This window comes from Enterobacter ludwigii, assembly GCA_023023105.1.
Classification (GTDB): domain Bacteria; phylum Pseudomonadota; class Gammaproteobacteria; order Enterobacterales; family Enterobacteriaceae; genus Enterobacter; species Enterobacter adelaidei.
In genome coordinates, this window is sequence record CP083824.1 from 1,445,347 (window position 1) to 1,469,720 (window position 24,374).

28 protein-coding genes are annotated in these 24,374 nt (G+C 53.6%); 17 read left to right on the forward strand and 11 right to left on the reverse strand.

Annotated features, from left to right (window positions below; translation table 11 throughout):
- Window positions 1-165: 165 nt before the first annotated feature.
- The gene (gene rlmC, locus LCD46_06830) at window positions 166-1,293 is read left to right on the forward strand and encodes a 23S rRNA (uracil(747)-C(5))-methyltransferase RlmC (GenBank protein UOY72023.1); all 1,128 of its coding nucleotides are present in this window, start codon (window positions 166-168) and stop codon (window positions 1,291-1,293) included.
- Between the two features lie 42 nt (window positions 1,294-1,335).
- Here the strand turns inward: rlmC and LCD46_06835 are convergent, their stop codons facing one another.
- From LCD46_06835 to LCD46_06845, 3 genes are read right to left on the reverse strand one after another with little or no spacing between them, the layout of a single operon-like run.
- Window positions 1,336-1,581, reverse strand: a complete 246-nt coding sequence (locus LCD46_06835) for a pentapeptide MXKDX repeat protein (GenBank protein ID UOY72024.1) — start codon at window positions 1,579-1,581, stop codon at window positions 1,336-1,338.
- Window positions 1,582-1,609: 28 nt separating this feature from the next.
- Complete coding sequence (locus LCD46_06840; GenBank protein UOY72025.1) at window positions 1,610-2,380, reverse strand: molybdopterin-dependent oxidoreductase; 771 nt, start codon at window positions 2,378-2,380, stop codon at window positions 1,610-1,612.
- Between the two features lie 9 nt (window positions 2,381-2,389).
- Window positions 2,390-2,986, reverse strand: coding sequence for a cytochrome b/b6 domain-containing protein (locus tag LCD46_06845; protein ID UOY72026.1), 597 nt, complete (start codon window positions 2,984-2,986; stop codon window positions 2,390-2,392).
- A 144-nt stretch (window positions 2,987-3,130) separates the two neighbouring features.
- Here LCD46_06845 and LCD46_06850 point away from each other — a divergent pair, with 144 nt between their 5' ends.
- Window positions 3,131-3,853 carry a response regulator transcription factor gene (locus tag LCD46_06850; GenBank protein UOY72027.1) on the forward strand — a complete coding sequence of 241 codons (723 nt, stop codon included), beginning with the start codon at window positions 3,131-3,133 and terminating at the stop codon, window positions 3,851-3,853.
- On the forward strand, window positions 3,850-5,322 hold the full coding sequence (locus LCD46_06855) for a HAMP domain-containing histidine kinase (protein ID UOY72028.1): 1,473 nt from the start codon (window positions 3,850-3,852) through the stop codon (window positions 5,320-5,322). The genes LCD46_06850 and LCD46_06855 overlap by 4 nt, the downstream gene beginning before the upstream one ends.
- A gap of 42 nt (window positions 5,323-5,364) precedes the next feature.
- Here the strand turns inward: LCD46_06855 and artJ (LCD46_06860) are convergent, their stop codons facing one another.
- From artJ (LCD46_06860) to LCD46_06885, 6 genes are all read right to left on the reverse strand, one after another.
- On the reverse strand, window positions 5,365-6,096 hold the full coding sequence (gene artJ / locus LCD46_06860) for an ABC transporter substrate-binding protein ArtJ (protein UOY72029.1): 732 nt from the start codon (window positions 6,094-6,096) through the stop codon (window positions 5,365-5,367).
- A 173-nt stretch (window positions 6,097-6,269) separates the two neighbouring features.
- Window positions 6,270-6,938, reverse strand: coding sequence for an arginine ABC transporter permease ArtM (artM, locus tag LCD46_06865; GenBank protein ID UOY72030.1), 669 nt, complete (start codon window positions 6,936-6,938; stop codon window positions 6,270-6,272).
- A complete protein-coding gene (gene artQ, locus LCD46_06870) occupies window positions 6,938-7,654 on the reverse strand; it encodes an arginine ABC transporter permease ArtQ (GenBank protein ID UOY72031.1) in 717 nt (238 codons plus the stop codon). Before artQ ends, artM begins: the two co-directional genes overlap by 1 nt.
- A 6-nt stretch (window positions 7,655-7,660) precedes the next feature.
- On the reverse strand, window positions 7,661-8,392 hold the full coding sequence (gene artJ, locus LCD46_06875) for an arginine ABC transporter substrate-binding protein (protein ID UOY72032.1): 732 nt from the start codon (window positions 8,390-8,392) through the stop codon (window positions 7,661-7,663).
- 19 nt (window positions 8,393-8,411) lie between these two features.
- A complete protein-coding gene (artP, locus tag LCD46_06880) occupies window positions 8,412-9,140 on the reverse strand; it encodes an arginine ABC transporter ATP-binding protein ArtP (GenBank protein UOY72033.1) in 729 nt (242 codons plus the stop codon).
- 226 nt (window positions 9,141-9,366) lie between these two features.
- Window positions 9,367-9,885 carry a lipoprotein gene (locus LCD46_06885; GenBank protein ID UOY72034.1) on the reverse strand — a complete coding sequence of 173 codons (519 nt, stop codon included), beginning with the start codon at window positions 9,883-9,885 and terminating at the stop codon, window positions 9,367-9,369.
- Between the two features lie 97 nt (window positions 9,886-9,982).
- On the opposite strand from LCD46_06885, the gene LCD46_06890 reads away from it, so the two are divergent.
- The 3 genes from LCD46_06890 to LCD46_06900 all read left to right on the forward strand — a co-directional run bounded on the left by LCD46_06890 (window position 9,983) and on the right by LCD46_06900 (window position 12,024).
- A complete protein-coding gene (locus LCD46_06890) occupies window positions 9,983-10,306 on the forward strand; it encodes a heavy metal-binding domain-containing protein (GenBank protein ID UOY72035.1) in 324 nt (107 codons plus the stop codon).
- On the forward strand, window positions 10,303-11,133 hold the full coding sequence (locus LCD46_06895; GenBank protein UOY72036.1) for an N-acetylmuramoyl-L-alanine amidase: 831 nt from the start codon (window positions 10,303-10,305) through the stop codon (window positions 11,131-11,133). The genes LCD46_06890 and LCD46_06895 overlap by 4 nt, the downstream gene beginning before the upstream one ends.
- 267 nt (window positions 11,134-11,400) lie before the next feature.
- A complete protein-coding gene (locus LCD46_06900; protein UOY72037.1) occupies window positions 11,401-12,024 on the forward strand; it encodes a helix-turn-helix domain-containing protein in 624 nt (207 codons plus the stop codon).
- Here LCD46_06900 and LCD46_06905 read toward each other — a convergent pair whose 3' ends face one another.
- Both LCD46_06905 and LCD46_06910 read right to left on the reverse strand, forming a co-directional pair.
- A complete protein-coding gene (locus tag LCD46_06905; GenBank protein ID UOY72038.1) occupies window positions 12,025-12,654 on the reverse strand; it encodes a hypothetical protein in 630 nt (209 codons plus the stop codon).
- The gene (locus LCD46_06910) at window positions 12,654-14,201 is read right to left on the reverse strand and encodes a peptidoglycan-binding protein (GenBank protein UOY72039.1); all 1,548 of its coding nucleotides are present in this window, start codon (window positions 14,199-14,201) and stop codon (window positions 12,654-12,656) included. The genes LCD46_06905 and LCD46_06910 overlap by 1 nt, the downstream gene beginning before the upstream one ends.
- Window positions 14,202-14,499: 298 nt before the next feature.
- Between LCD46_06910 and gspC the strand changes: the two genes are divergently transcribed.
- Genes gspC through LCD46_06965 form a run of 11 tightly spaced genes read left to right on the forward strand, consistent with a single transcriptional unit; the run spans window position 14,500 to window position 24,366 of the window.
- The gene (gene gspC, locus LCD46_06915; GenBank protein UOY72040.1) at window positions 14,500-15,231 is read left to right on the forward strand and encodes a type II secretion system protein GspC; all 732 of its coding nucleotides are present in this window, start codon (window positions 14,500-14,502) and stop codon (window positions 15,229-15,231) included.
- A 13-nt stretch (window positions 15,232-15,244) separates the two neighbouring features.
- On the forward strand, window positions 15,245-17,134 hold the full coding sequence (gene gspD / locus LCD46_06920; GenBank protein ID UOY72041.1) for a type II secretion system secretin GspD: 1,890 nt from the start codon (window positions 15,245-15,247) through the stop codon (window positions 17,132-17,134).
- 12 nt (window positions 17,135-17,146) lie between these two features.
- Entirely contained in the window at window positions 17,147-18,625 is a 1,479-nt protein-coding gene (gene gspE, locus LCD46_06925; protein ID UOY72042.1) for a type II secretion system ATPase GspE, read from the forward strand.
- A complete protein-coding gene (gene gspF / locus LCD46_06930) occupies window positions 18,625-19,833 on the forward strand; it encodes a type II secretion system inner membrane protein GspF (GenBank protein UOY72043.1) in 1,209 nt (402 codons plus the stop codon). Before gspE ends, gspF begins: the two co-directional genes overlap by 1 nt.
- Window positions 19,834-19,842: 9 nt before the next feature.
- Window positions 19,843-20,286 carry a type II secretion system major pseudopilin GspG gene (gene gspG / locus LCD46_06935; GenBank protein ID UOY72905.1) on the forward strand — a complete coding sequence of 148 codons (444 nt, stop codon included), beginning with the start codon at window positions 19,843-19,845 and terminating at the stop codon, window positions 20,284-20,286.
- Entirely contained in the window at window positions 20,286-20,771 is a 486-nt protein-coding gene (gene gspH, locus LCD46_06940) for a type II secretion system minor pseudopilin GspH (GenBank protein ID UOY72906.1), read from the forward strand. Before gspG ends, gspH begins: the two co-directional genes overlap by 1 nt.
- Entirely contained in the window at window positions 20,764-21,144 is a 381-nt protein-coding gene (gene gspI, locus LCD46_06945; GenBank protein UOY72044.1) for a type II secretion system minor pseudopilin GspI, read from the forward strand. The genes gspH and gspI overlap by 8 nt, the downstream gene beginning before the upstream one ends.
- Complete coding sequence (gspJ, locus tag LCD46_06950) at window positions 21,141-21,746, forward strand: type II secretion system minor pseudopilin GspJ (GenBank protein ID UOY72045.1); 606 nt, start codon at window positions 21,141-21,143, stop codon at window positions 21,744-21,746. The genes gspI and gspJ overlap by 4 nt, the downstream gene beginning before the upstream one ends.
- A complete protein-coding gene (gspK, locus tag LCD46_06955; protein UOY72046.1) occupies window positions 21,743-22,753 on the forward strand; it encodes a type II secretion system minor pseudopilin GspK in 1,011 nt (336 codons plus the stop codon). Before gspJ ends, gspK begins: the two co-directional genes overlap by 4 nt.
- A 15-nt stretch (window positions 22,754-22,768) precedes the next feature.
- Window positions 22,769-23,902 (forward strand): type II secretion system protein GspL, encoded by a 1,134-nt coding sequence (locus LCD46_06960; protein ID UOY72047.1) that lies wholly within the window; start codon window positions 22,769-22,771, stop codon window positions 23,900-23,902.
- Window positions 23,899-24,366, forward strand: a complete 468-nt coding sequence (locus LCD46_06965; protein UOY72048.1) for a type II secretion system protein M — start codon at window positions 23,899-23,901, stop codon at window positions 24,364-24,366. The genes LCD46_06960 and LCD46_06965 overlap by 4 nt, the downstream gene beginning before the upstream one ends.
- Window positions 24,367-24,374: the final 8 nt, after the last annotated feature.

A 24,374-nucleotide genomic window follows, 5' to 3' on the forward strand; every position in this document is an offset into this window, starting at 1 on the left:
TGTGTATACACGTCATCCTTCAAGCCGTCTCTGCGTTGGCCGCGTCTGTTCACCCCAGTCACTTACTTGAGTAAGCTCCTGGGGATTCTCAGACTTGCCGCCTTGATACAACTTGAATGATTTTGTGTATATAATCGCAGCCCTCGTGATTTTTAAGGTCTTCATATGCAGTGCGCACTCTATGACGCCGGTCGCTGCCGCTCCTGTCAGTGGATAGAACAGCCGGTCTCTCAACAACTCACCGCCAAAATGGCCGACCTGCAACAGCTGCTGGCTGAACATGCGGTGGGCGAGTGGTGCGCACCCGTCAGCGGCCCGGAGCAGGGCTTTCGCAACAAAGCCAAAATGGTGGTCAGCGGCAGCGTTGAAAAACCGCTGCTGGGAATGTTGCATCGTGATGGCGCACCAGAAGACTTAACTGATTGCCCGCTTTACCCCACCTCATTTGAGCCCGTCTTTGCGGCACTCAAACCGTTTATTGCGCGGGCCGGGTTAACGCCTTACAACGTCGCCCGCAAGCGCGGTGAGCTGAAATACCTTCTGCTGACGGAAAGCCAGATTGACGGCGGTATGATGCTGCGTTTCGTTCTGCGTTCTGAAACCAAGCTGGAACAGCTTCGCGCGGCGTTGCCGTGGTTGCAGGAACAGCTTCCGCAGCTTAAGGTCATTACGGCAAATATTCAGCCGGTGCATATGGCGATCATGGAAGGGGAAAAAGAGGTCTTCTTCACCGAACAGCACGCGCTGGCGGAGAATTTCAACGGTGTGCCGCTGTGGATCCGCCCGCAAAGCTTCTTCCAGACCAACCCGACTGTCGCCAGTGCGCTGTACGCCACCGCGCGCGACTGGGTTCGGGCGTTAAACATCCATCATATGTGGGATCTGTTCTGCGGCGTGGGGGGATTTGGCCTGCACTGCGCCACGCCTGAGATGCAGCTTACCGGGATTGAGATCTCTGCTGAGGCGATTGCCTGCGCCAGACAGTCCGCCGCTGAGCTGGGGTTAACGAATCTGCACTTCCAGGCGCTGGACTCTACGCAGTTCGCGACCGGGCAGGGTAATGTGCCAGAGCTGGTACTGGTAAACCCGCCGCGCCGTGGCATCGGACAAGCGCTATGCGATTACCTGAGCCAGATGGCACCGGATTACATCGTCTATTCAAGCTGCAACGCGCAGACGATGGCGAAAGATATTGCGCATTTGCCGGATTATCGCATTGAGCGCGTTCAGCTTTTCGATATGTTCCCGCACACTGCGCACTATGAAGTGTTGACGCTACTCGTTAAACAATAAGTGAAGCAGCCGGAGGGCGGGTGCCTCCGGCTGCGATGAGACTTACTGGCTCATGGCGTCTTTTTTACCCATCTCATCCTTTTTCATGTTGTCCATTTTGCCCATTTTGTCTTTCCCCATGTGATCCTTCTTCATGGCGTCTTTGCACATGTCGCCCTTACACATTTTATCGTGTGGCTGGGACATGGTGTCTTTTGCCATCGTCTCTTTGTTCATGGAGTCTGCCGCCTGCACATTTGCCATAAACAGAGCTGAAAGCACGGTTGCTGCAATGATCATTTTTTTCATGGTATTCCTCGTCGTTTACGTTGTTGTATTAACTGCCACCAAACCAGTTGTAACCCTGGTCTTCCCAGTAACCGCCGGGGAAGCGATTGGTGATTTCAATGACCTGAATATGCTTCGGGTTTTTGTACCCCAGCTTGGTCGGGATACGGAGTTTCATGGGATAACCGTACTCAGGAGGGAGGATTTGGTTATCCCAGGTTAGGGCGAGCAGCGTTTGCGGGTGCAACGCGGTCGCCATATCAATGCTGGTGTAGTAATCATCCGCACAGCGGAAGCTGATGTATTTGGCGCGGGTGTCGGCACCGATCGCCTGCAGAAAATGGCGGAAGGGGATTCCACCCCAACGGCCAATCGCGCTCCATCCTTCCACGCAAATATGGCGCGTGATCTGGTTTACCTGCTGCATACGATACAACTCAGGCAGGGACCAGCTGCGGGTGTCTCGCACCAGGCCGCGAATGGCGAGTTGATAATCCCGGCCGTCGACCTGCGGAATTTGGTCGCGATCGTAAAAGGCGTTAAACGGGAAAGGGCGGGTGATGTCGCTTTCGGTATATTCAGGTGCCAGATGACGGTCGCTGAACAGGAAACCCTGGACACGATCGTTAAAGCGCGACATTCGTGAAAGTGCAGTTTCAACACTGGCGTTGTCGCTCAGGTCACAGCCTGTAAGCAGCATAATCCCGCCTAACGTCAGCCCCTGTTTAAGAAAGTGACGTCGCTGTGCATTTACGGATTTTTCGGCGTCCTTGACCAGATATTCCGCGTCGCGGGAAGAGAGAAAGGTTGGTTTTTTCATGAGATACCCTTAGCGACCGCGTAGCATTGCCAGTAATGTTTTAGGAACGAGCAGCACCATAAGCAGGTGGATCACGACAAACACAACAATGAAGGACATACAAAAGAAGTGGATGTAACGTGCGGTGTCATAGCCTCCCAGCAGTTCACGTAAAAGCGGAAACTGAACGGATTTCCAGATAACCAGCCCGGAAAGCACAAGCATTACGCCGGTTAATATGGCCAGCAAGTAGGCCAGTTTTTGCACCATGTTGTAGTGGCTGAGATCGGCATGCTGCAGTTTTCCCCGCAGGGCCAGCGCCATATCCTTGAGTAACCCCTTAACAGACAAAGGGAAAAAGGTGCGAGCAAAGCGCCCGGTGACAATACCTAACGTGCAGTAGATCAGGCCGTTAATACCTAAAACCCACATCATGGCGAAGTGCCACTGCAGCGCGCCGCCCAGCCAGCCTCCCAGCGTGAAAGAGGACGGAAAAGTGAATGGGAACAACGGCGAGGCGTTATAAATTCGCCATCCGCTGAATACCATGCCAGCCATGGCGAGGGCATTAATCCAGTGACACACCCTGACCCAAAGGGGATGAATAACAGCTGTTGGCAGAGACATGGTGACCTCGTTATTCCATTGCGTGGTCAAATCCTAAGATAAATTCGGTCACCACATCCTCACGGAAGTTTAAATAAAATGTGATAACTCCGGCGGGCGTTATTAGGTAAGCTCAACTGTAATGAAACGGCGTGGATGTGGGTCATGAGTAACGCAAAGAAAATATTGCTGGTGGAGGACGATAGCGATATCGCCGCCTTCCTGAGCCTGAACTTAAAAGATGAAGGTTTTGAGATTGTGCACGAAGCCGATGGCGAACGTGCGCTGCTCCAACTGGAAAAACAGCACTGGGATGCCGTGATCCTCGATCTGATGCTGCCTGGCGTGGACGGGCTGGAGATCTGTCGCCGTATCCGCCAGATGACCCGCTATCTGCCTGTCATTATCATCAGCGCACGCACCAGCGAGACGCACCGGGTGCTGGGGCTCGAGATGGGGGCTGACGACTACCTGCCTAAACCGTTTTCCGTTCTGGAGCTGATTGCTCGCGTCAAGGCGCTCTTTCGACGTCAGGAAGCGATGGGGCAAAATCTTCGTCTGGAGGCGGGTATTATTCGCTGTCACGGCATGGAAATTGACCCCCTGGCACGAGAGGTTCGCCTGCGGGGGGAAACCATTGACTTGACCCCGCGTGAGTTTGATTTGCTCTACTGGTTTGCCCGTCATCCGGGCGAGGTGTTCTCCCGTTTATCGTTGCTGGATCATGTCTGGGGCTACCAGCATGAAGGGTACGAGCACACGGTAAATACGCACATTAACCGTCTGCGCGTCAAAATTGAAAAAGATGCTGCAGAGCCAGATATCATCCTGACGGTGTGGGGGAAAGGGTACAAATTTGCCGTCGAAAAAGCGGAGCCCCACGCATGATAAGCCACTTAACCTTGAGCCAGCGCCTGTCACTTCTTTTTAGCGCCACGCTTGTTTTATGCATGTTTGTGGCATGTGGCGTGCAGCTTTATAGCAGTAAGCAGTACGGCGATGCCATGGTGCAACGTCTGTCAGCGGGGTTGGCGCAGCAGATAGTGAACAGTGAACCGCTTCTTGATAACCAGGGTAAAGCAAACGCTGAGAATCTCAAATCGCTGTTCGATCGTCTGATGACGCTTAATCCCAGCGTTGAACTCTATGTGGTGTCGCCTCAGGGACATATTGTGGCAGACGCGGCCCCGGTCGGGCACATGAAGCGTCAAACGATTGACCTTACCCCGTTAAACAACTATTTATCCGGGGCTGCTTTCCCTGTGTATGGCGATGATCCACGAAGTCTGGATCAACGTAAGGTGTTCAGCGTGGCGCCGATCCTCCTTAACGGCAATCTGCACTCCTACTTGTATATTATTCTCCAGGGCGAAGACCTGAATGCACTGGCGAACACCGCGTGGCACAAGGCCCTGACCGACGCTATCGTAGGATCGCTTTTACTGGCATTACTCTTTGGCGCACTGGCCTGGTGGTTGGTCAAAAAATGGGTTACCCGTCCAGTGGAACAGTTAACCAGCGAGGTAAATGACCTTGAGCAGGACAGCATCAGCGCCATAAAAAGTCTGGCCGCCCGGCCGGTCAATCTGGCTCCTGAAAACGAAGTTGAACTGCTTCGTAACACGTTTATCGAATTATCGCGCAAGATTGCCTCACAATGGGATCAACTGGCTGACGGTGACCGCCAGCGCAGGGAGTTTATCGCCAATATCTCTCACGATCTTCGCACGCCGCTGACTTCGCTGCTGGGGTATCTCGAAACCCTCTCGCTTAAGTCCGCCACGTTGAGTGCCGAGGAGCAGAATCAATACCTGGCTATCGCACTGCGTCAGGGACAGAAAGTGCGCCATCTCTCTCAACAGCTGTTTGAACTGGCGCGCCTTGAGCATGGGGGGATTAAACCACAGCGCGAACGTTTTGCCATGGCTGAATTGATTTCAGATGTGGCGCAAAAATTCGAACTGACCACACAGACAAGGCAGTTGCGAATGCATATAGACGTCCCTGGCCCGCTGCCGCTGGTGTATGCCGATGTGTCGATGATTGAGCGGGTGGTCACGAATTTGCTGGATAATGCCGTTCGCCATACCCCGGCAGGAGGCGAGATTTTGCTTAAGGTCTGGCAGGAGAATGGGCTTCTGCAGGTTGAGGTGGCGGACAGTGGCTCAGGTATCGAGCGTGCATTGCGTGACGATCTGTTTCAGCGTCCTTCTGCGTTAAACCCGCAGGCATCGCGGGAGAATCGCGGCGGATTAGGCTTGCTGATTGTGAAGCGAATGCTGGAGCTGCATGGGGGAGGGATCAGGCTGATGGATTCGGTGAGCGGGGCACGTTTCCGGTTCTTTGTGCCGTTGTAAGAAATTGCCGGGTAAGGCGAAACCATCACCCGGCAAAAATACTTACTGCGGGAACCACTGATCGCTGATTTTCTGATAGGTGCCGTCCGCTTTAATTGCTTTCAGGGCGCCGTTCAGTTTTTCCAGCAACGCTTTGTTATCCGGACGTACTGCAATGCCCAGACCGGTACCGAAGTACTGTGGATCGGTCACTTTCTCGGTTGCGGTACCCAGCTGCGGGTTCGTTTTCAGCCACTCGTTCACCACGGCAGTGTCACCAAACACGCCATCAATACGGCCATTTTTCAGGTCGATAATCGCGTTCTGGTAGCTGTCGTAGGCCACGGTTTTCACTTCAGGATGTTTGTCCTGCAGGTATTTCTGGTGCGTGGTGCCGTTTTCCATCCCAATGCGTTTGCCTTTCAGCTCGTCAAAGGATTTATAAGCCCCTTTCTTCGCAATCACCACCGCCGAGTTGGCGTAGTACGGGTCGGTGAACGCGACCTGCTTGCTGCGTTCAGGCGTGATGTCCATCCCGGAGATCACCGCGTCGTATTTTTTGAACTTCAGCGACGGGATCAGGCTGTCAAAAGCATGGTTAGTAAAGGTGCAGTCGGCCTGCATTTGTTTGCACAGCGCTTTTGCCAGATCGATATCGAAACCGACGATCTGGTTGCTGGCATCCAGCGATTCAAACGGCGGATAGGTGGCGGACACGCCGAAATTGATTTTATCCGCAGCGGATGCGCCAGCGGCGAAGGTTGCGAGTAATGCGGCCAGAACTAACTTTTTCATTGTAATGCTCCCGTCTGTCTTATTTATGCGCCGTGTCTGCGGCCTGGATGTACAATGCCAGTTAATGAATTTGTATGCAATAAAAATGATTAAATATTATGTCTGTTGTAAAAAAAAGCGGATAACCCATCAGGTTACCCGCTCCATGAATACCGTTTTATGCATTCGCGTGGTTAATTTCTGCGCTCAAATGCCAGCGCTTTACGCTCAATCAGGCGCATCATCAGCGTCAACAGACCGTTAACCACCAGATACACCACGCCTGCGGCACCAAATACCATCACGTCATAGGTGCGTCCGTACAACAACTGTCCGTGACCCATCACTTCCATCAGGGTGATGGTGTAGGCCAGAGAGGTACTCTTGAACACCAGCACCACTTCGTTGGAGTACGAGGAGAGCGCGCGCTTAAAGGCGTACGGCAGCAAAATCGCCAGCGTGTCTTTCTTGCTCATGCCCAGCGCCCCGCACGACTGCCATTGCCCTTCAGGAATAGCGCGGATAGCCCCGTAGAACAGTTGGGTGGTGTAGGCAGCACTGTTCAGCGAAAGAGCAATCAGGGCACACAGCCACGGCTCAGAGAGCAGGTGCCAGATAACCGGGTAGTTCTGCAGCGACGGGAACTGGCCGGGCCCGTAGTAAATCAGGAAGATCTGCACCAGCAGCGGCGTACCGGTAAACAGGGTGATGTAGCCGCGCACAATCCACACCAGCACCGGCGTTTTTAGCGTCAGAATGATGGTGAAGATAAGGGCCAGGATCAGCGCCACGATGATGGACGCCACGGTCAGCGTCAGGCTGGTGTGCAGCCCTTTCATCAACTCGGGAAAATATTCAAGCATCAGCCTGGTCTCCGTTCAAAGCGCGTCGCACGCAGGTCAATACGCTTGAGGATGTACTGACTGAGCAACGTAATCACCAGGTAGATAGCTGCCGCCACAATGTACCAGGTAAACGGCTCCTGAGTACGGGTGGCGATGCTTTTGGTTTGCAGCATCAAATCATTTACGCTTATCAGGCTCACCAGAGCGGTATCTTTCAGCAGCACCAGCCACTGGTTACCGAGCCCCGGCAGGGCATGACGCCACATTTGCGGCATCACCAGACGGAAGAAGATGGCTGACTTCGACAAGCCTAACGCCTGACCGGATTCCCATTGCCCCTGCGGTACCGCTTTCAGCGCACCGCGCAGCGTTTGCGACGCGTAGGCGGAGTAGAGCAGAGAGAGGGCAATGACGCCGCACAGGAACGGGCTAACGTCAAAATTCTCAATTTGCATCTGCACCGGGATCTGCGCAACGCCAAGATTAATGGTGAAGCCGTCCGACAGCATTAACAGCAGCTGTGAGGAACCGAAATAGATAAAGAGGACCACCAGGATTTCCGGTAGTCCACGCAGCACGGTGACCAACGCGGAGCCTGCCCAGGCGACGGGGAACCATTTTGCTGATTCCCACACCGCGAAGAACATCGCCAGCACAAGGCCGATAATCAGTGCGCAAACGGCAAGGCCGACGGTCATCCCGGCGGCGCTTGCTAAAGGAAAAATTTCATTCATCAGGAATTACTTCTGGAACCATTTTTTGTAGATGGTTTCGTAGGTGCCGTCTTTCTTCACTTTTTCCAGCGCAGCGTTAAATTTCTGCTGCAGCTCAGTGTTGCCCTGACGAACGGCAATCCCCAGACCGGTGCCGAAGTAATCCTTATCGGTCACTTTGTCACCCACTGGTGCCAGCTTGTCGTTGGCTTTCAGCCACTCGGTCACGACAGCGGTATCACCGAAGACGCCGTCAATACGGCCATTCTGCAGATCCAGCTTCGCGTTCTGGTAGCTGTCATACGGAACAGTGGTGATCTCCGGATGTTTATCCATGATGAATTTCTGGTGCGTGGTGCCGTTCTGTACACCGACTTTCTTGCCTTTCAGCTGATCAACAGAGGTGAATTTCCCTTTCTGACCAATGAACAGGGCGGAGTTGTCGTAGTAAGGGGTGGTAAACAGCACCTGTTTTTCGCGCTCAGGCGTGATGTCCATACCGGCCATCACGGCGTCGATACGGCGGAACTTCAGGCTTGGAATCAGGCTGTCGAACGCCTGGTTGCTGAAGGTACAGGTTGCGTCGATCTCTTTACACAGGGCGTTTGCCAGATCCACATCGAAGCCCACAATCTTGTTGCTGGCATCCATGGACTCAAACGGAGGGTAAGACGCTTCCGTGGCGAAACGAATGGTCTGGGCTGCGGTAGCGGAAAGGGTAACGCCAGCAAGCAGCACGGCAAGTAATACTTTTTTCATTATATTTCCCCTGACACAATCAATGAGATAAATAGTTTTTGAAGGCATCGGTTTGCGGGTTGGAGAAGCAGCTCGCATCACCTTGCTCGACGATATAACCGTTTTCCATGTAAACCACGCGGCTGGCGGTTTTGCGCGCCACTTCCACTTCGTGGGTTACGATGACCTGAGTAATATTGGTTTCCGCCAGTTCACGAATGATGCTGACGATCTGGGCGGTGATTTCCGGGTCCAGCGCCGCCGTCGGTTCATCAAACAGCAGTACCGCAGGCTCCATCATCAACGCACGGGCAATCGCCACACGCTGTTGTTGTCCACCAGAAAGGTGCAGCGGATAGCGGTCGCTGTAAGGCTTAAGACGCAGACGTTCCAGCAGTTTTTCGGCACGCGCAATCGCCTGATCTTTGCTTAACCCCAGCACGCGGCACGGGGCTTCAATCAGGTTTTGCAGCACGGTCAGATGCGGCCAGAGATTGTATTGCTGGAAGACCATGCCGACGTTTTGACGCAGTTCGCGAATCGCTTTATCAGACGGGGTTTTCGCGAAATCAAAATGGTTACCGGCGATTGCCAGCGTACCTGAACGTGGCATTTCAAGCAGATTAAGGACACGCAGAAGGGAGCTTTTACCTGCACCGCTTGGGCCAAGCAAAACCAGCGTTTCGCCTTCCGGGCAGTTCAGCGTGATGTCAAACAGCGCCTGGTGTGCGCCGTAGAAGCAGTTAATGCCGTTTAGTTTAATACTCATCGGGGCAGTCTTTACTCATCCAGGCAATCTATAGCAATTGAGGCCGCAGATAGTACCGTTGACAGAATAGTTATGCAATATTTCTGCGTTAAAAGTTAAATATAACCCGTATTTCCTCTTAAACATAGCACAAAATAGCGAACGGCAAGGTCGGCGAGTATAAATGTCGGCATTCCGAATGAAATGCCGCACATTTTTCGGGGGTTACAATTTTGTATCGGATGGTTTAACGGTTTTCAATCGACTGACGCAGCGTGCCTGCCGGGGCATGAACGCTGCCGCCGACGTAGCGTACGTCGTCCACCGCCCAGCATTGACCCTCACGGATCATCAGCACTTCATCCTGCCAGGTCTGAGTACCCTGAGTTAGCTTCACACGCAGCGGAATGTTTCTCGCATCCGTGTTCGGGATAGTTGACGCGCTGGCCACTTCGGCGCTGTCAGGCAGCGTGGCGCGGCTGGAGAACGGATCGGATTTCAACAGCGCGTTGTGCTGCGGATCGCGGGTGGCGTCGTTCAGCAATTTTGCCAGTCCATCGCTGAGATACGGGCGCAGGCCGGTGAGATCGTTGCTGCGGTGCTGAATGCGATAATCATAGAACTGCTGCGCCACGGTGTCCGGGCCGCCATCAATACAGGGGCCGCTGCGGGTACCGATATCCTTAAAGGCTGGCGTGACCGTGGTAGTACAGGCGCTGAGCACCAGCGCGCAGGGCACGAAAAGTGTTAAAGCAGAATAGCGCATGTTGATTTCCTTATTTATTAACTATCCTTTCAATCATAGCGTAACGAACCGATAATGCTGTGCCTAAGGCATTGAACGCTAAAGAAGGAGATAAAATATGCAGTTTTCAACGACGCCAACCCTGGAAGGGCAGACCATTACCGAGTACTGCGGTGTGGTCACCGGTGAAGCGATTCTCGGTGCCAACATCTTCCGTGACTTTTTTGCCGGCATCCGCGATATCGTGGGTGGACGCTCTGGCGCATACGAAAAAGAGCTGCGCAAAGCGCGCGAGATTGCCTTTAAAGAGCTCGGCGAGCAGGCGGAAGCGCTCGGCGCGGATGCGGTCGTGGGGATTGATATCGACTACGAAACGGTCGGGAAAGATGCCAGCATGCTGATGGTGAGCGTAAGCGGTACGGCGGTGAAAACTCTTCGATGACGCGTTCGCTTACGGCGCTCCTGCTGGCGCTGTTGCTGGCAGGGTGCACCGCTGAAAAAGGGATTATTGATAAAGGTGCCTACGAGCTGGATACCCGGCATCAGGCGCAGGCGGCTTACCCGCGCATCAAGGTGCTGGTGATCCACTACACCGCGGATGATTTTGACAGCTCGCTCGCCACGCTAACGGATAAAAACGTCAGCTCTCACTATTTGATCCCTGCAAAGCCACCGGCACCGGAAGGAAAACCGCGCATCTGGCAACTGGTGCCCGAGAGCGAGCTGGCCTGGCATGCAGGCATTAGCTTCTGGCGGGGTACTAATCGTATCAATGATACATCTGTCGGCATTGAGCTGGAAAACCGTGGCTGGCAAAAGACGTCTGGCGTTAAGCACTTTACTCCTTTTGAACCTGCGCAGATCGCGGCGCTGGTGCCGCTCGCCAAAGACATTATTGCCCGCTACAACATCAGACCTGAAAATGTCGTGGCCCATTCGGATATCGCGCCGCAGCGTAAAGATGACCCCGGTCCGTTGTTTCCGTGGCGACAGCTGGCTCAGCAAGGCATCGGCGCATGGCCCGATCCCTCACGTGTTGCGTTCTATATGAACGGGCGTCCGCGCTATCAACAGGTGGATACTCCCGCGTTACTCGATCTCCTTGCGCGTTATGGCTATGAAGTACCGGCAGACAGTACGCCGGCGCAGCAAAAACGCATCATCATGGTCTTCCAGATGCATTTCCGGCCCGATCTGTGGAACGGAGTCGCGGATATCGAAACGATGGCCATTGCAGAAGCACTTCTAGAGAAATACGGGCAGGGGTAATCCTTCGGATTGCCCCCGAATGCGCCTGTTTATGCTGAATTGCTTGAGATTAATCTTAAGTACAAACTTAATTCATTTTTAGTTAATTGACTTAAAATTATCCGGATTTAAGATAGACACATAGCTTGCTAAGTAATGCGGCAAATAAATATAACGTACTCGCCCTTTATTTTCTCCTTGAGAATATCATCAGGAAAATATTAAAAGGTTAAGGTTTTATACCTTAGTCTTACTTTTTAAATTTCACATCTTAAATCGGGTATAATAATGTTAAGCATCTATGCGAAAAAATTACGTCCGCAGCATGAAATGGAAACCATTATCTCTGCAACGTCAGGTTTTGAAGAAAGAACCTTAAAGAAATGGCAAAAAATATCGACCTCTGATTCACAGTATATTCATATTATCGTCAGCGGCGAAGTTGAGTTCCGCCGTGAATCCGACGAGCTGTGTATGTTCACTGTGACGGGCCAGTGCATTTTTGGTCTCTCTGCCATGTACTACAACGCAACGCACATGTATGGCCTCGTTCGTGCCAATACCGTGGTGCGCTCAATTAAAAAAGAGGTTTTCGCCCAGCTAATGACTGAAAACAACTTATGGCCGGAACTGACTAAAGTCCTCTCCTGGTACATTTGTATGCTGAGCAAACGAGACGATGTGTTGGTTGCCCGCAGTGCCTATTCAGTCGTACGCGAATTCCTGTACGAAATTAATGAACTGATTATTCATCATCAACGTGATATTAATGTCTATGATTATATTCAGGAGTACACCAATCTGGCGCGTAGTACCATCATTAAAATTCTCTCCGACCTGAAAAAAGGTCAGTATATTGTCGTGGAAAAGGGGCGTCTCCTTAATATGGCAACATTGCCTGAGAAATATTAATTATTCCAGCCGATCGCCTTTCTGACTCAAAGGCGATCGGGTGTCTGCTTTATGTAATACACCAGACTGTGAATTCTCCTGCGTTTCGTCAACTGGCGGCGCGGGAATTTTTCCGTGCGAGTAATCCTGTTCTTGTTCTTTTAATGCCTGCTTAAACAACTCGGTTAACGATGAATTATTTGTGTCTGTGCTGGCGGGCGAAACATCGTGAGCTTCAGTTCCGGGTAACGTATCCCGCGACGTATCGTGCGGTTCCGTACCCTGAGGTGCCTGCTGCCAGTCGGCATCATCGCTGTTAATGGGAAGATCCTGCATGGCAGGAATATCATGGTGTACTGGCGCAGGTTTCGGCTCCGGATGCGGGAACGGTTTACTCACATACACATAGTGCATATCTGAAATCTGCGTCTCGGGTTTTACGACGCTGACCTTTTTTGCCAGTTCCGGTGCGGGATGACGCAGGTTCCAGTAGGTATGCGTGTACAGTCCCGCCATCAGCATGGCACACAGACTCACCATCCATACGACGGTGTAGGTGAATATTGTTCTCAGGTGGGGGAAACGATACGAAAACCAGACCGCCTCCCCGGTTGTGTAGCTGCGCTGAGCCGCAAGACAGATGGTAGACATCAGGAACGCCCCTCCTGCGTTTGAGTGGTCTGAATCAATACGCTCGGCGTGGTATTGGTTACGCGCATTAACTGCATCAACGTCTCTTCCCCGGGAATACCATCCACATGCAGATGCATTTTTTGCTGGAACTCGCGGGTGCGTTTCATCATTTCCGCCGTCCAGGTTTGAGAGTGGGTTTCCGGTTGGGCAAGGGCCTGACTCAACTGCTGGTCAAGCCAGGTCATATCTTTACTGTCGCTGGCGGCGCCGATCGCGTCTTTACCTTCCGGCGTCAGGCTGTGCAGTTGGGTGTAGTTTCCGGTCGCGTGTTGCTTAAACCAGTTGCGGCTCACCTGCCAGGTGCGGTTGTTCATCAGCAGGTCGATTGAGGTCTCTCCGACGCGGGCGACCACAGCATAGTTAAGGTGGTTACCCGTTTTCAGTTCACTGATCCACGGATAGCCCTCCTGTGTCAGCGCTTCCGGTGAGGCATTTCCCTGTTTGCACATCAGATTCACCTTCGCGGCGTTTTGACACAGAGCATCGTCCGCCGAGGCGTCATAACCCCACATCAGATAGAGCTGATGCATGGCATCTGACGGGGTGATCATTTCGTTATCGATAACCGGCACAACAGGCGCCTGAACTTTTGGCGTCTGATGCCGCCAGCTTACCGGAACCGGCAGCTGAACCGGAAGGCGTGCCGTCATCGCTGAGCTGAAATACCAGCCGCAGGCAGCGAACAGCACAGACGCGAATAACCCCACGGTAGCCAGGCGCTTACCGTATTTTTTCCCGGGCAGGACTTCTCCCGCGGCCAGGCGTAAATGACGTGGGCTGACCTGGCTTGCACGCTCGGTCCAGGCGGCAAGCATCGCGAGGTGCGCCAGTTCATTTAGCTTGCTGATATTCCCTTTGGTCAGGGCATGCATTTTACGCACGCGGGCCGGGGTTAACGGTGAGTTCTCGCATCCCTGTTCGTCACACTGCGCCTGCACGTAGTTGAGATATTCCCGGCAGGTGAGCGAGCGCAACGTGTGATGGGTGTGCGTATATTCCCGCAACACAGATTGCTGCATCAGGACGGCTTCCTGAGCTGCTGCGCCCATCAGCACGATGGAAAGAGCAAACTCCAGCTCCTGGGCGCGCGTGAGCAACAGAGCCAGCACCTCCCGGCAGGTGTCTTTCATGGCTTCGGTGTGGGTGAGCACCAGCACTTTCGACCTGGTTTTACCGCCTTGCCACTGGTGCAACACCGCATCCACCGCCTGAACCCTGTTCTTGTTCTCTTTCGTTCCCGGGTTGAGCTTATACAGCAGGCTACTGGCACTCAGTTTTGGGAACGCGTTGATGGCAAGAACATTAGGGTTAGCAGATTTCAGGGCATCGCTGAACTGGCCCAGCAGCGGGAGATCGTCAGAAAAGAGCCCCGTAATTCCCGCCAGCTGGGTTTTCTCTTTCAGCAGGTTGAAAACGTCCTGATGATAAGGCACCAGAAAATCCCCGGATAAACGAGTGATCTTCCGAAAGGGCGGATTTTTAAAATTAAAGTGGCTCTGATACATAACGACTTACCGTCTCTGATTGAATAGCAACAGGACGAGAAAGTAAAGCAACGCCACCGAGGGGGCAATTTATACACAGGGTAAAAATATCCTGCTGTCGATACCTAACATCTGAATTTTATACGGTCAATATGTTTTTTCATGAAAGTTAGCGGCAAAGCCAGTGGTCGTATTTATCGCGAGGGATTACGCTTTCCACACATATTAGTGCAGCGTGATGCTGCTTATTTTCGCTTTGCTAAAGGCCAGATGAAAAATGAGGTTCTCATATCTGTCTCGGTGGATAACGCCTTGCATTATGTTTGTGCTGTTAATTTTTTGCGGCCAGCAAGGGTATCGGACGTTTAAAGATTATAAAAAAGTGACGAATAAGTTGGTTAATTCTGATGTGCAGCCAGCGAAAAATCCTCGTGAAGAAAAGACATTCACACTTTTCGCCGCTGCTGTACGTCAGGATAACTTACCTGCGGCAGTCAAAGCCCCTCTGGCTGCGGAAATTGAAGGCATCGTACGCAGTGATGATACCTGGCTTTCCTTCGCCGTCATCAAAACACCCGGTGGTCAAAAGAGTTACCGCGAAGGTGAGCCACTGGCCGGATTTAACGATGCCTATATTCAGGAAATTAACAAAGATAATGTGGTGGTTAATTACGAAGGTGCTACGCAGGTACTGGCTTTAAATAAACCTGATTATTTTAAGGGCGGCGTTGACAACGGCCCGGTAACCCATTCGACGAAAGATGCAGGTGCGGACAATGTGCATCTGGATGATTATCTGGTGTTAAAACCAATAATCGAAAAGGGGCAACTGGAAGGCTATAACATTAATCCAAAGGACGCTTCCACCTTCTACAGCCATTCAGGGTTGAAAAAAGGGGATGTGGCAGTAGAAGTGAACTCAGTCGATATGACCGATCAAGCAAAGGCAAAAAGTATTATTGCCAGTTGGTCGAAAATGAAAGAAGCGGAGGTCGTCGTCAGACGTCACGCTCACCTTGAAAATATTCGGGTTAATGTTCTAAACAATTAACAAGTGTACAGACATGAAGAAATTTCCCTGGGCGTGCGTGGCGCTGACCGCATTGTCGTTATATTCGAGTTCGCTGCTTGCAGCCAACTTTAGCGCGAGCTTTAAAAATACCGATATCCGCGAGTTTATTGATACGGTTGGCCGCAATCTTAATAAAACCATTCTCGTCGACCCGTCCGTTCAGGGCACGGTGTCGGTCAGAACCTACAACGTGCTGACGGAAGATGAGTATTACCAGTTCTTTCTGAGCGTGCTGGATTTGTACGGGCTGTCGGTGATCCCGATGGACAACGGTATGGTCAAAGTGGTGCGCTCAAGCGTAGCCCGCACCGCCGGCGCACCGCTGGCAGACAGCAAAAATCCGGGCAAGGGTGATGAGATCATCACTCGCGTCGTGCGCATGGAAAATGTGCCAGTACGTGAACTGGCTCCGCTGCTGCGTCAGCTCAACGATGCCACCGGCATCGGCAACGTGGTCCATTTCGAGCCCTCCAACGTGCTGCTGTTAACCGGTAAAGCCTCAGTGGTGAACCGTCTGGTGGATCTGGTTCAGCGCGTGGATAAAGACGGGGTTCAGCGTCGTGAGATTGTGCCGCTGCGCTTTGCGTCCGCGAAGGAGCTCTCAGACATGTTGAACAATCTCAACAACGAAGAGCAGAAAGGGCAAAACGCGCCGCAACTGGCTACCAAAGTGGTGGCGGATGACGAAACGAATAGTCTGGTGATCAGCGGTTCGGAAGATGCGCGGATGCGTACCCGTTCCCTCATTCATCAACTGGATCGCGAGCAGAACAACGAGGGCAACACCCGCGTCTTCTATCTCAAATATGCCAGTGCCACGAAAGTGGTTCCGGTGCTTACCGGTATTGGCGAGCAGCTGAAAGATAAAGCGGGCACGCCTAAGGCGAAAACCGCTACTGCGACAAGCGATCTGAATATTACCGCTGATGAAGCAACCAACTCGCTGGTGATCACCGCGCAGCCTAACGTGATGAACTCTCTGGAGAAGGTGATCGACAAGCTCGACATCCGCCGTCCGCAGGTACTGGTAGAAGCGATCATTGCTGAGGTGCAGGACGGTAACGGACTGGACCTCGGCGTGCAGTGGACCAGTAAACATGGTGGTGTGCAGTTCGGCTCCACCGGGCTGCCCATCAGCCAGGTGAAAAATGGCGTGATGAAAGGGGCGAGTTTCACTGGCCTGGCGACAGGATTCTTTAACGGTGATTTCGGGGCCCTGATGACCGCGCTCTCAACCGATGGCAAAAATGACATTCTTTCGACCCCAAGCGTGGTCACGCTGGATAACAAAGAAGCGTCGTTCAACGTGGGTCAGGATGTGCCGGTGCTTTCCGGTTCGCAGACCACCAGTGGTGACAACGTCTTTAACTCTGTTGAGCGTAAGACGGTCGGTACCAAGCTGAAGATTGTGCCGCAAATCAACGACGGGGACATGATCCATCTGAAGATCGAGCAAGAAGTGTCCAGTGTCGACAACAGTGCAACGGAAGACGCCAGCCTCGGCCCAACCTTCAACACCCGTACCATCAACAACGAAGTGATGGTGCACAGTGGGCAGACGGTGGTGCTTGGCGGACTGATGGAAAACGTCACCAAACAGTCGGTTTCCAAAGTGCCGCTGCTCGGCGATATCCCGCTGGTCGGTCAGCTGTTCCGCTACACCTCGCAGGATACGTCCAAACGCAACCTGATGGTATTCATCCATACCACCGTCCTGCGTGATGACGATAACTACAGTGCGGCGTCGAAAGAGAAGTATGACCAAATCCGCGCTCGTCAGCAGCAGCGCGTGGAGGAGAAAAAGCTCGGTATCGTTGAGCCAACCGATAATGCGGTGTTGCCTGCATTGCCCTCTGCCTCCCGCAACCCGTTTAAAGAGTAAGGGAGGCATAACGTGGACGAGCTGGGGAAAACTCTGTGTAGCAGCAGCTACGCGAAAGATAATGGCGTTTTATTTTACAACAATGCTGTCTATATCCGTGATGACACCCCGGCGTTTGCCCTGCTGGAGGTACACCGGGTGCTGGGGCGCGCGTTCGTTCCGGTAACCCTGACGTCTGACGCTTTCGATGAGATGCTGGCCAAAATCTGGCAGCAGAGCAGCGGCGTGTCTCAGCAGCTGGTGGACGATATGGATGCAGATATCGATCTGATGGCGTTAACCGAGGAGATCCCGGATAACGAAGATCTGCTCGATAACGACGAAAACTCCCCGGTGATCCGCCTGATCAACGCCATTCTCGGCGAGGCGGTCAAGGATGGTGCGTCAGATATTCATATCGAAACCTTTGAGCGCACGCTGAGTATTCGCTTCCGCGTCGACGGCGTACTGCGCCCGGTGTTGCAGCCTGCGCGTAAACTCGCGCCGCTGCTGGTGTCGCGTATTAAAGTCATGTCAAAACTGGATATCGCCGAGAAGCGCCTGCCGCAGGATGGCCGTATCTCCCTGCGCATTGGTCGTAAGGCGATTGACGTGCGTGTGTCGACCATTCCATCTCAGTATGGCGAGCGCGTGGTAATGCGTCTGCTCGATAAAAGCAATCTCAAGCCCGACATCAACAAGCTGGGGCTGATTGATGAAGAGCTGGAGAAGTTAAAAGGGCTGATTGACCGTCCGCACGGCATTATCCTGGTCACCGGGCCAACGGGTTCCGGTAAAAGTACCACCCTGTACGCCATTCTGTCGGCGCTGAACGGCCATGAACGCAATATTCTGACCGTTGAAGATCCGATTGAATACGAGCTGGAAGGGGTGGGGCAGACGCAGGTTAACCCGCGCGTGGACATGACCTTTGCCCGCGGACTGCGCGCAATTCTGCGTCAGGACCCGGACGTGGTGATGATTGGGGAAATTCGTGATGGTGAGACCGCGCAAATTGCGGTGCAGGCGTCGCTGACCGGTCACCTGGTCATGTCTACGCTGCACACCAACAGTGCCGCAGGGGCGATTACCCGTCTGCGGGATATGGGGCTGGAGTCCTTTTTAATCGGTTCATCGTTACTCGGTGTCATTGCCCAGCGTCTGGTGCGTCGGTTGTGTTCTCACTGCCGAACCACCAGTCCGCTGGATGACAATGAAAAGGCGTTGTTCAGTTTTATGGAGACGCCACCCAAAACGATCTATCGCGCGGTAGGGTGCGAGCACTGCCGCCAGAGCGGCTATCAGGGCCGGGCCGGTATTCATGAATTCCTGGTGGTGGACAGCACTATGCGCCGCGCCATTCATGAAGATAAAGATGAAATGTCCATCGAGACACAGCTCTTTAAGCAGGCCTACAGCCTGCGTGAAAACGGGCTGTTGAAAGTGATCGGCGGCGTAACGTCTCTCGAAGAGGTGATGCGGGTGACCGCCGAGCGTGGAGGGGATGCGTAATGGCCTTCTACGCCTGGACGGCAACGGATGTCGCGGGCAAAACCGTGCGTGGCGCGTTGCAGGCCGAAGGGCAGAAGCAGGTTCGCCAGATGTTGCGCGAGCAAAAGCTGATGCCCGTCAGCATTACCGAGACCCGTGAAGCAGCGTCAGCCGGAAAAACGAAAACGGGGACAAAGCTCTCCACCCCGGTGCTGTCGATGTTTACCCGCCAGCTCTCCACGCTGGTCAACGCCGCGCTGCCGCTGGAGAGCGCGCTGAAAGCAATCTCGAAGCAGACGGAAGACAAAAAGCTGGCGGCGATGGTGGTGGAGATCCGCGAGAAGGTAGTGGAGGGACACACGCTCTTTGACGCCTTCAGCCAGTTTCCGCGCACCTTCGACAAACTCTACTGCACGCTGGTGATGGCTGGTGAAAAGACCGGCCACCTGGGCGATGTGCTGGAGAAGCTGGCCGAGTACAACGAGCAGCGTCAGAAGATGAAAAGCAAGCTGACGCAGGCGATGGTCTACCCCATCACCCTGACGGTGGTGGCCATCGCGGTCATCAGCATTCTGCTGGTGGCGGTGGTGCCGCAGGTGATTGAACAGTTCACCCACATGAAGCAGCAACTGCCGATCACCACCCGGACGCTGATTGCGGTGAGTGATTTCCTGCAGGCCTACGGCATCTACATTGTCGGCGTGCTGGGCGGTGGATTCGTCAGCTTTAAGGCCTGGCTCAGACATACCAAAAACCGTTTCAAATGGAACCACTGGCTGGTCAACGGATCGCCAGTTAAAAAGCTGGTGTGCGCCATTAACAGCGCCCGTTATATCCGTACCTTAAGTATCCTTCAGGCCAGCAGCGTGCCGTTACTGGAAGGGATGTATATCGCGATGGACGGCATTGAAAACCTCTATGCCCGGCAGGTGCTGGAGCAGGCAGCAGATACTGTGCGCCAGGGGGCGTCACTGTATGCCGCGCTGGAACAGGCGAAATTATTCCCGCCGACCATGCTGTATATGATTGCCTCCGGCGAAGAGAGCGGCGAATTAGGCAATTTAATGGATCGCGCGGCGGAAAACCAGGAATCGGCATTACAGCATCGAATTACGTTAACGCTGTCGGTATTTGAACCGGCACTGGTGGTATCCATGGCAACGATTGTTTTATTCATCGTGCTGTCAATATTACAACCGCTTCTGCAACTTAATAATATGGTAGGTTAAAACATGGCTATGAAAAGAAAACACCTGGCACGCCAGGCGGGGTTTACTTTGCTCGAATTAATGGTGGTTATTGTTATTCTCGGCGTGTTAGCGAGTATGGTGGTGCCAAACTTAATGGGAAATAAAGAAAAGGCCGATACCCAAAAAGCGACCAGCGATATTGTCGCGCTCGAAGGCTCCCTGGATATGTATAAGCTGGATAACCACCGTTATCCGACGACGGAACAGGGTTTGCAGGCGCTGGTGACTAAACCTGAAATCGCACCCATCCCGAACGGCTACCGTGCTGACGGCTATATTCGTCGACTGCCTCAGGACCCATGGGGCGGAGAGTATATTCTGGTGAGCCCGGGCGAACACGGTGCGGTCGATGTCTTCTCGGCAGGGCCTGATGGTGAAGCTAATACCGCCGATGATATTACGAACTGGTCTCTGGATAAAAAAGAGAAATGATGAAAAATCAACGCGGCTTTACGTTGCTGGAAATTATTCTGGCGCTGGTGATATTTGCCAGTTGCGCCATGATGGTGGTGTCAACAATACCTTCGCGCAGCGGTGCGGATATATTTGGCCAGCAATTAAAAGCCCTCGTTGATTATGGTTCAGACCGTGCGGTGATGGACGGAAATATCGTCGGGCTGGTGCTAACCACGGATAACTATCAGTTGGTGACGCTCGACGATAAAAACGGCGAGCGGCACTGGGTACCGTTATCCGCAGGTCGTATTACCACCAAAGGCGATTTCCCTGAGGAGATGCACGTTTCGCTCTCGCCGCAGCGCCTGGCCGCCACGGTCGCCTCCGAGCCGCAGGTGCTCTTTTTGCCGGATGGTGAAATCAGCCGCTTCACGCTGACGCTGCAAAGCTACGACAAACAGCACCATTTTCGCGTGGTGTCGCAAGGTGCGGCCCCGGTATCGGTAGAAAACGATGACTAAAGGCAACGCTAAGCAAAAGGGCATGACGCTGCTGGAGGTGATGGTCGCGCTGGTCATCTTCTCGACTGCCGCACTGGCGCTGATGAACTCGGTCTCCCTGAACGTGCGTTTCACCCATGGTCTGGCCGACACATTGCAGGCGAGCTGGGTTGCCGAGAACCAGCTGGCGGAAGCGCAGCTCGCGAAAACCGACTTCCCGGATGCTGAGCAGCAGGGAACGGAAATCATGGGCGGACGCAGCTGGAACTGGCGCAAGCAGCGGGTCAAAACCGCCGACAACAGCTGGGCTAACGCCATCCGCGTGTATGCGGAAGGCGACGACAGCCAGCCGGTAATCTCACTGCAAATCATTGGGCCGGGAGAGAGCAAGTGAAGAAAACCCGACGCCAGCGCGGATTTACCCTGCTGGAGATCATGATTGCGCTGACCATCTTTGCGGTGATCAGCACCCTGGCCTGGCAAATTCTGGACGGCGCGATGCGTACCAGCTCGGCCACCGATGCCAGCGCGGCGAAGCTCAATCAGCTTCAGCGGGCCTGGAACCTGATGGAGCGTGATTTCTACCAGCTTCAGGCGCGCGCCCCGCGTAATGAGCCGGATCGGTTTCGTCAGGTTGGTGATGTGCTTGAACTGACCACCCTGAACGGCGTGAGCGGAACGGTACAACTGGAGCGCGTGCGCTGGCGGCTGGAAGAGGGGCGCCTGTATCGCGACGTCTGGCCGGTGATTGACGGCCCGGCGGACGCCAAACCCGACGAGGTGCCGATTGTCAGCGAGGTGAAATCCCTGCAGTGGCGTTTTTACCATCAGGGCTGGCTGAAAAGCTGGAGCGACCCGGCGCATCTGCCGGACGGCGTAGAACTGACGCTGACCATGGAAAACGGTGATACCTGGCGCTGGGTGTTTACGACCCCGGGCGATCTGCCGGAAGCTGCGTCGCCTGTGTCGCCAGCGGCACCGGAAGCAACATCATGAGTGTATTACGCAAACAGAAAGGGGTGGCCCTGCTGGTGGTGTTGATCCTGCTGGTCATGATGTCGGCGCTGGCCGCTAAAATCAGCCAGCAATTTTGCCGCAACCTGCAAAAAACGCATTACCAGGTGAGCCAGCAGCAGCTGCGCTGGGCGATGCAGGCGCAGGAGAAGGTGGTGAAAGACCGGCTGCAAGCCGACGCCAGCGGTGAGAGTAAAGCCCTCACGCTTGAGGGCGACTGGCATCAACCGCTGGAAACACGCGGGGAAGACTATACGGTCGTCAGCCAGGTAGAAGACGCGCAGGACTGTTTTAACGTCAACAACCTGCTGGCCGCTGAGAAAATTGCCCAGGGGCAAAATGTGCCTGTCACACCGGAAAAATCGCGTAAAGAGCAGATTGTTGAACAGCTTCTGACAGAGAGTGGCCTGAGCCACAACACGGCAGAAGAGGTGTATCAACAGCTGGTGGACTATCTCGATGGCGATACGACGACGGCCAAAGAGGGTAGCGAGACCGATGCCTGGGCTGGCGTGGTGCCCGCCCGACAACCGGCGAACCAGATGATGCGCACGATTGCGGAGATCGCAATGCTGCCGGCATTTCCGGCAACGGCATACCCGAAGGTGAACAAGCTGTTATGCGCATTACCGGACTCCGCCAGCAAGGTGGATGTGAACACGCTGAAACCGGCGCAGGCGGCCTTACTGGCCGCAATGTTCCCCGGAAAAATAACCGAAGATGACGCCCTGCGCCTGATTGAATCGCGCCCTGAAACTGGCTGGGAAAATATGGAAGCGTTCAGCAAAGCGCTGGAACGGGCCTTCCCACAGCTAAAAGACGATCTCCCGCAGGTGGCTGAGTTCTTCTCAACCAATAGCCGGTATTTCCGCGTCAATTATACCGGCAATACTGATGAATTAACGCTTCGCGTGGTGAGCCAGCTTCAGGTCAACAGTGAGGCTGGCGAGATCGTGACGTGGCAACGTCGTTACCGAATGATTGAATAAGAAAAGTTGAACGCTATGAAACAGGTACTTTTTGTTCGTCCCGACAGCCGCGAGGACGGGAAAATAATGTGGTGTCTCTCCGGCTGCGAACAGGTTGAGGTAGTGGATAGCCTGGACGCACTGGTGGAGCATCCTCTGGCAGCCCGTGTTTGTCTGCTGCTGCCCGCGAGCAACATGATCTTCCGCCATTTTACGCTGCCGAAGAAAGTCGCCTCGCAGGCGACGGCGTTCTCGTGGATGGCAGAAGAGACGCTGATGGGTGATGTGGACAACCTTCACTGGACGGTGCTTAACAAAAAGGGTGCCGAGGTTGACGCCGTAGCCATCGACGCCGATTGTCTGCGCGGGTGGTTAACCCGCTGCCAGGAGGCCGGTTTGAAGGTCATACAGGCGCTGCCGGATGCCTGGCTGCTGCCCGCAACGGCAGGCGGAAACACGCTTGTCGCCATGGACAATGGTTACTGGCTGCGTTCATCGCCGCATGCCGCCTGCGAAATAGCGCCGGGCCTGTTGCCCCTTTTACTGCAGAAAGCGGGAGAGGGGGAGGTGTGCTGTTACGGGGAAACGCCTGCCGATGTTGACGTCGATACCGTGCAACCCTGGCAGCATCCACTGGTGTTGATCCAGCCGCAGTGGCAAACCTGCCGCGTCACGCTCCTGCATGGTCAGTTCAGCGCGAAAGCGAGCACGGGTAAAGCCGCGAAGAGCATCAAAGCGGCGATGGCCGCAGCGGGCCTGCTCTCTCTTGGCCTGTTACTGGGCCCGCGGATCGCCATGGCCTGGATGCTGGTGCAACAGGAAAATCAGGTTCAGCAGGAGATCCTTCAGGTTTATCAGCATCACTTCCCCAGTATGCGTCAGCAGACCAATATCAAATATCACTTTGGTCAAAACATGAAAAAGCAGAGTAAAGGGATATTTCTGCAACTGGACGATCTGGAAAAAGCCAGACAGGCGGTACCAGGAATGGAGATCTCTCTGCTCGAATACGATGCCCGGCAAAACTCGCTGACGCTGAGCGTCAGTTCGCAAAGCCAAACTGCATTGCAGACGTTTGTGAATCAGGCGGGTGAAAATTTTGATTTCACCCTGCAGCCTGTTTCTACGTCTGCTCCTTATACCGCTATGATCGCCGGGAAATATAAATGAAAGCGCGAATCGCACAGCTCAAGTCTCGTTACCAGCATTACAGCGCCAGAGAAAAAAACATCCTGAAAATATGTGCTATTACCGTATTGGGGGGCGCTATATATTATGCAGGTGTTATTCCTCTGGATAATATGATTCAAAATAGTAAAGCCACGCTCACCAGACAAAAAGAGACGCTGAACTGGATGCGCAGCGAAATAAATAAAAACCACCTTCCGGTTCAGGTTGTTAAAACAAACAATCCGCGCACGGTGGTGGAAAACAGCGCACATGAAATTAATCTCTCTCTGACCGATGTGCGTCAGGATGGACAAACATTATCGTTCGTGGTTAGTCGCGTTAACGTCTACGAATTAAAAAGCTGGCTGCGGGAAATTAACCAGACATCCGGTGTCAGACTGCAAAAAATGAACCTCACACCGGTCGATCATCTCAGCGATGTGAAAGCAGAAAGGCTTTGTTGAATAAATCG

What these genes read in the sequence shown, in the direction of transcription:
- rlmC (UOY72023.1), top strand. Translation starts at nt 166, where the DNA reads ATGCAGTGCGCACTCTATGACGCCGGTCGCTGCCGCTCCTGTCAGTGG.
- LCD46_06835 (UOY72024.1), bottom strand. Translation starts at nt 1,581, where the DNA reads ATGAAAAAAATGATCATTGCAGCAACCGTGCTTTCAGCTCTGTTTATG.
- LCD46_06840 (UOY72025.1), bottom strand. Translation starts at nt 2,380, where the DNA reads ATGAAAAAACCAACCTTTCTCTCTTCCCGCGACGCGGAATATCTGGTC.
- LCD46_06845 (UOY72026.1), bottom strand. Translation starts at nt 2,986, where the DNA reads ATGTCTCTGCCAACAGCTGTTATTCATCCCCTTTGGGTCAGGGTGTGT.
- LCD46_06850 (UOY72027.1), top strand. Translation starts at nt 3,131, where the DNA reads ATGAGTAACGCAAAGAAAATATTGCTGGTGGAGGACGATAGCGATATC.
- LCD46_06855 (UOY72028.1), top strand. Translation starts at nt 3,850, where the DNA reads ATGATAAGCCACTTAACCTTGAGCCAGCGCCTGTCACTTCTTTTTAGC.
- artJ (UOY72029.1), bottom strand. Translation starts at nt 6,096, where the DNA reads ATGAAAAAGTTAGTTCTGGCCGCATTACTCGCAACCTTCGCCGCTGGC.
- artM (UOY72030.1), bottom strand. Translation starts at nt 6,938, where the DNA reads ATGCTTGAATATTTTCCCGAGTTGATGAAAGGGCTGCACACCAGCCTG.
- artQ (UOY72031.1), bottom strand. Translation starts at nt 7,654, where the DNA reads ATGAATGAAATTTTTCCTTTAGCAAGCGCCGCCGGGATGACCGTCGGC.
- artJ (UOY72032.1), bottom strand. Translation starts at nt 8,392, where the DNA reads ATGAAAAAAGTATTACTTGCCGTGCTGCTTGCTGGCGTTACCCTTTCC.
- artP (UOY72033.1), bottom strand. Translation starts at nt 9,140, where the DNA reads ATGAGTATTAAACTAAACGGCATTAACTGCTTCTACGGCGCACACCAG.
- LCD46_06885 (UOY72034.1), bottom strand. Translation starts at nt 9,885, where the DNA reads ATGCGCTATTCTGCTTTAACACTTTTCGTGCCCTGCGCGCTGGTGCTC.
- LCD46_06890 (UOY72035.1), top strand. Translation starts at nt 9,983, where the DNA reads ATGCAGTTTTCAACGACGCCAACCCTGGAAGGGCAGACCATTACCGAG.
- LCD46_06895 (UOY72036.1), top strand. Translation starts at nt 10,303, where the DNA reads ATGACGCGTTCGCTTACGGCGCTCCTGCTGGCGCTGTTGCTGGCAGGG.
- LCD46_06900 (UOY72037.1), top strand. Translation starts at nt 11,401, where the DNA reads ATGTTAAGCATCTATGCGAAAAAATTACGTCCGCAGCATGAAATGGAA.
- LCD46_06905 (UOY72038.1), bottom strand. Translation starts at nt 12,654, where the DNA reads ATGTCTACCATCTGTCTTGCGGCTCAGCGCAGCTACACAACCGGGGAG.
- LCD46_06910 (UOY72039.1), bottom strand. Translation starts at nt 14,201, where the DNA reads ATGTATCAGAGCCACTTTAATTTTAAAAATCCGCCCTTTCGGAAGATC.
- gspC (UOY72040.1), top strand. Translation starts at nt 14,500, where the DNA reads ATGTTTGTGCTGTTAATTTTTTGCGGCCAGCAAGGGTATCGGACGTTT.
- gspD (UOY72041.1), top strand. Translation starts at nt 15,245, where the DNA reads ATGAAGAAATTTCCCTGGGCGTGCGTGGCGCTGACCGCATTGTCGTTA.
- gspF (UOY72043.1), top strand. Translation starts at nt 18,625, where the DNA reads ATGGCCTTCTACGCCTGGACGGCAACGGATGTCGCGGGCAAAACCGTG.
- gspG (UOY72905.1), top strand. Translation starts at nt 19,843, where the DNA reads ATGAAAAGAAAACACCTGGCACGCCAGGCGGGGTTTACTTTGCTCGAA.
- gspH (UOY72906.1), top strand. Translation starts at nt 20,286, where the DNA reads ATGAAAAATCAACGCGGCTTTACGTTGCTGGAAATTATTCTGGCGCTG.
- gspI (UOY72044.1), top strand. Translation starts at nt 20,764, where the DNA reads ATGACTAAAGGCAACGCTAAGCAAAAGGGCATGACGCTGCTGGAGGTG.
- gspK (UOY72046.1), top strand. Translation starts at nt 21,743, where the DNA reads ATGAGTGTATTACGCAAACAGAAAGGGGTGGCCCTGCTGGTGGTGTTG.
- LCD46_06960 (UOY72047.1), top strand. Translation starts at nt 22,769, where the DNA reads ATGAAACAGGTACTTTTTGTTCGTCCCGACAGCCGCGAGGACGGGAAA.
- LCD46_06965 (UOY72048.1), top strand. Translation starts at nt 23,899, where the DNA reads ATGAAAGCGCGAATCGCACAGCTCAAGTCTCGTTACCAGCATTACAGC.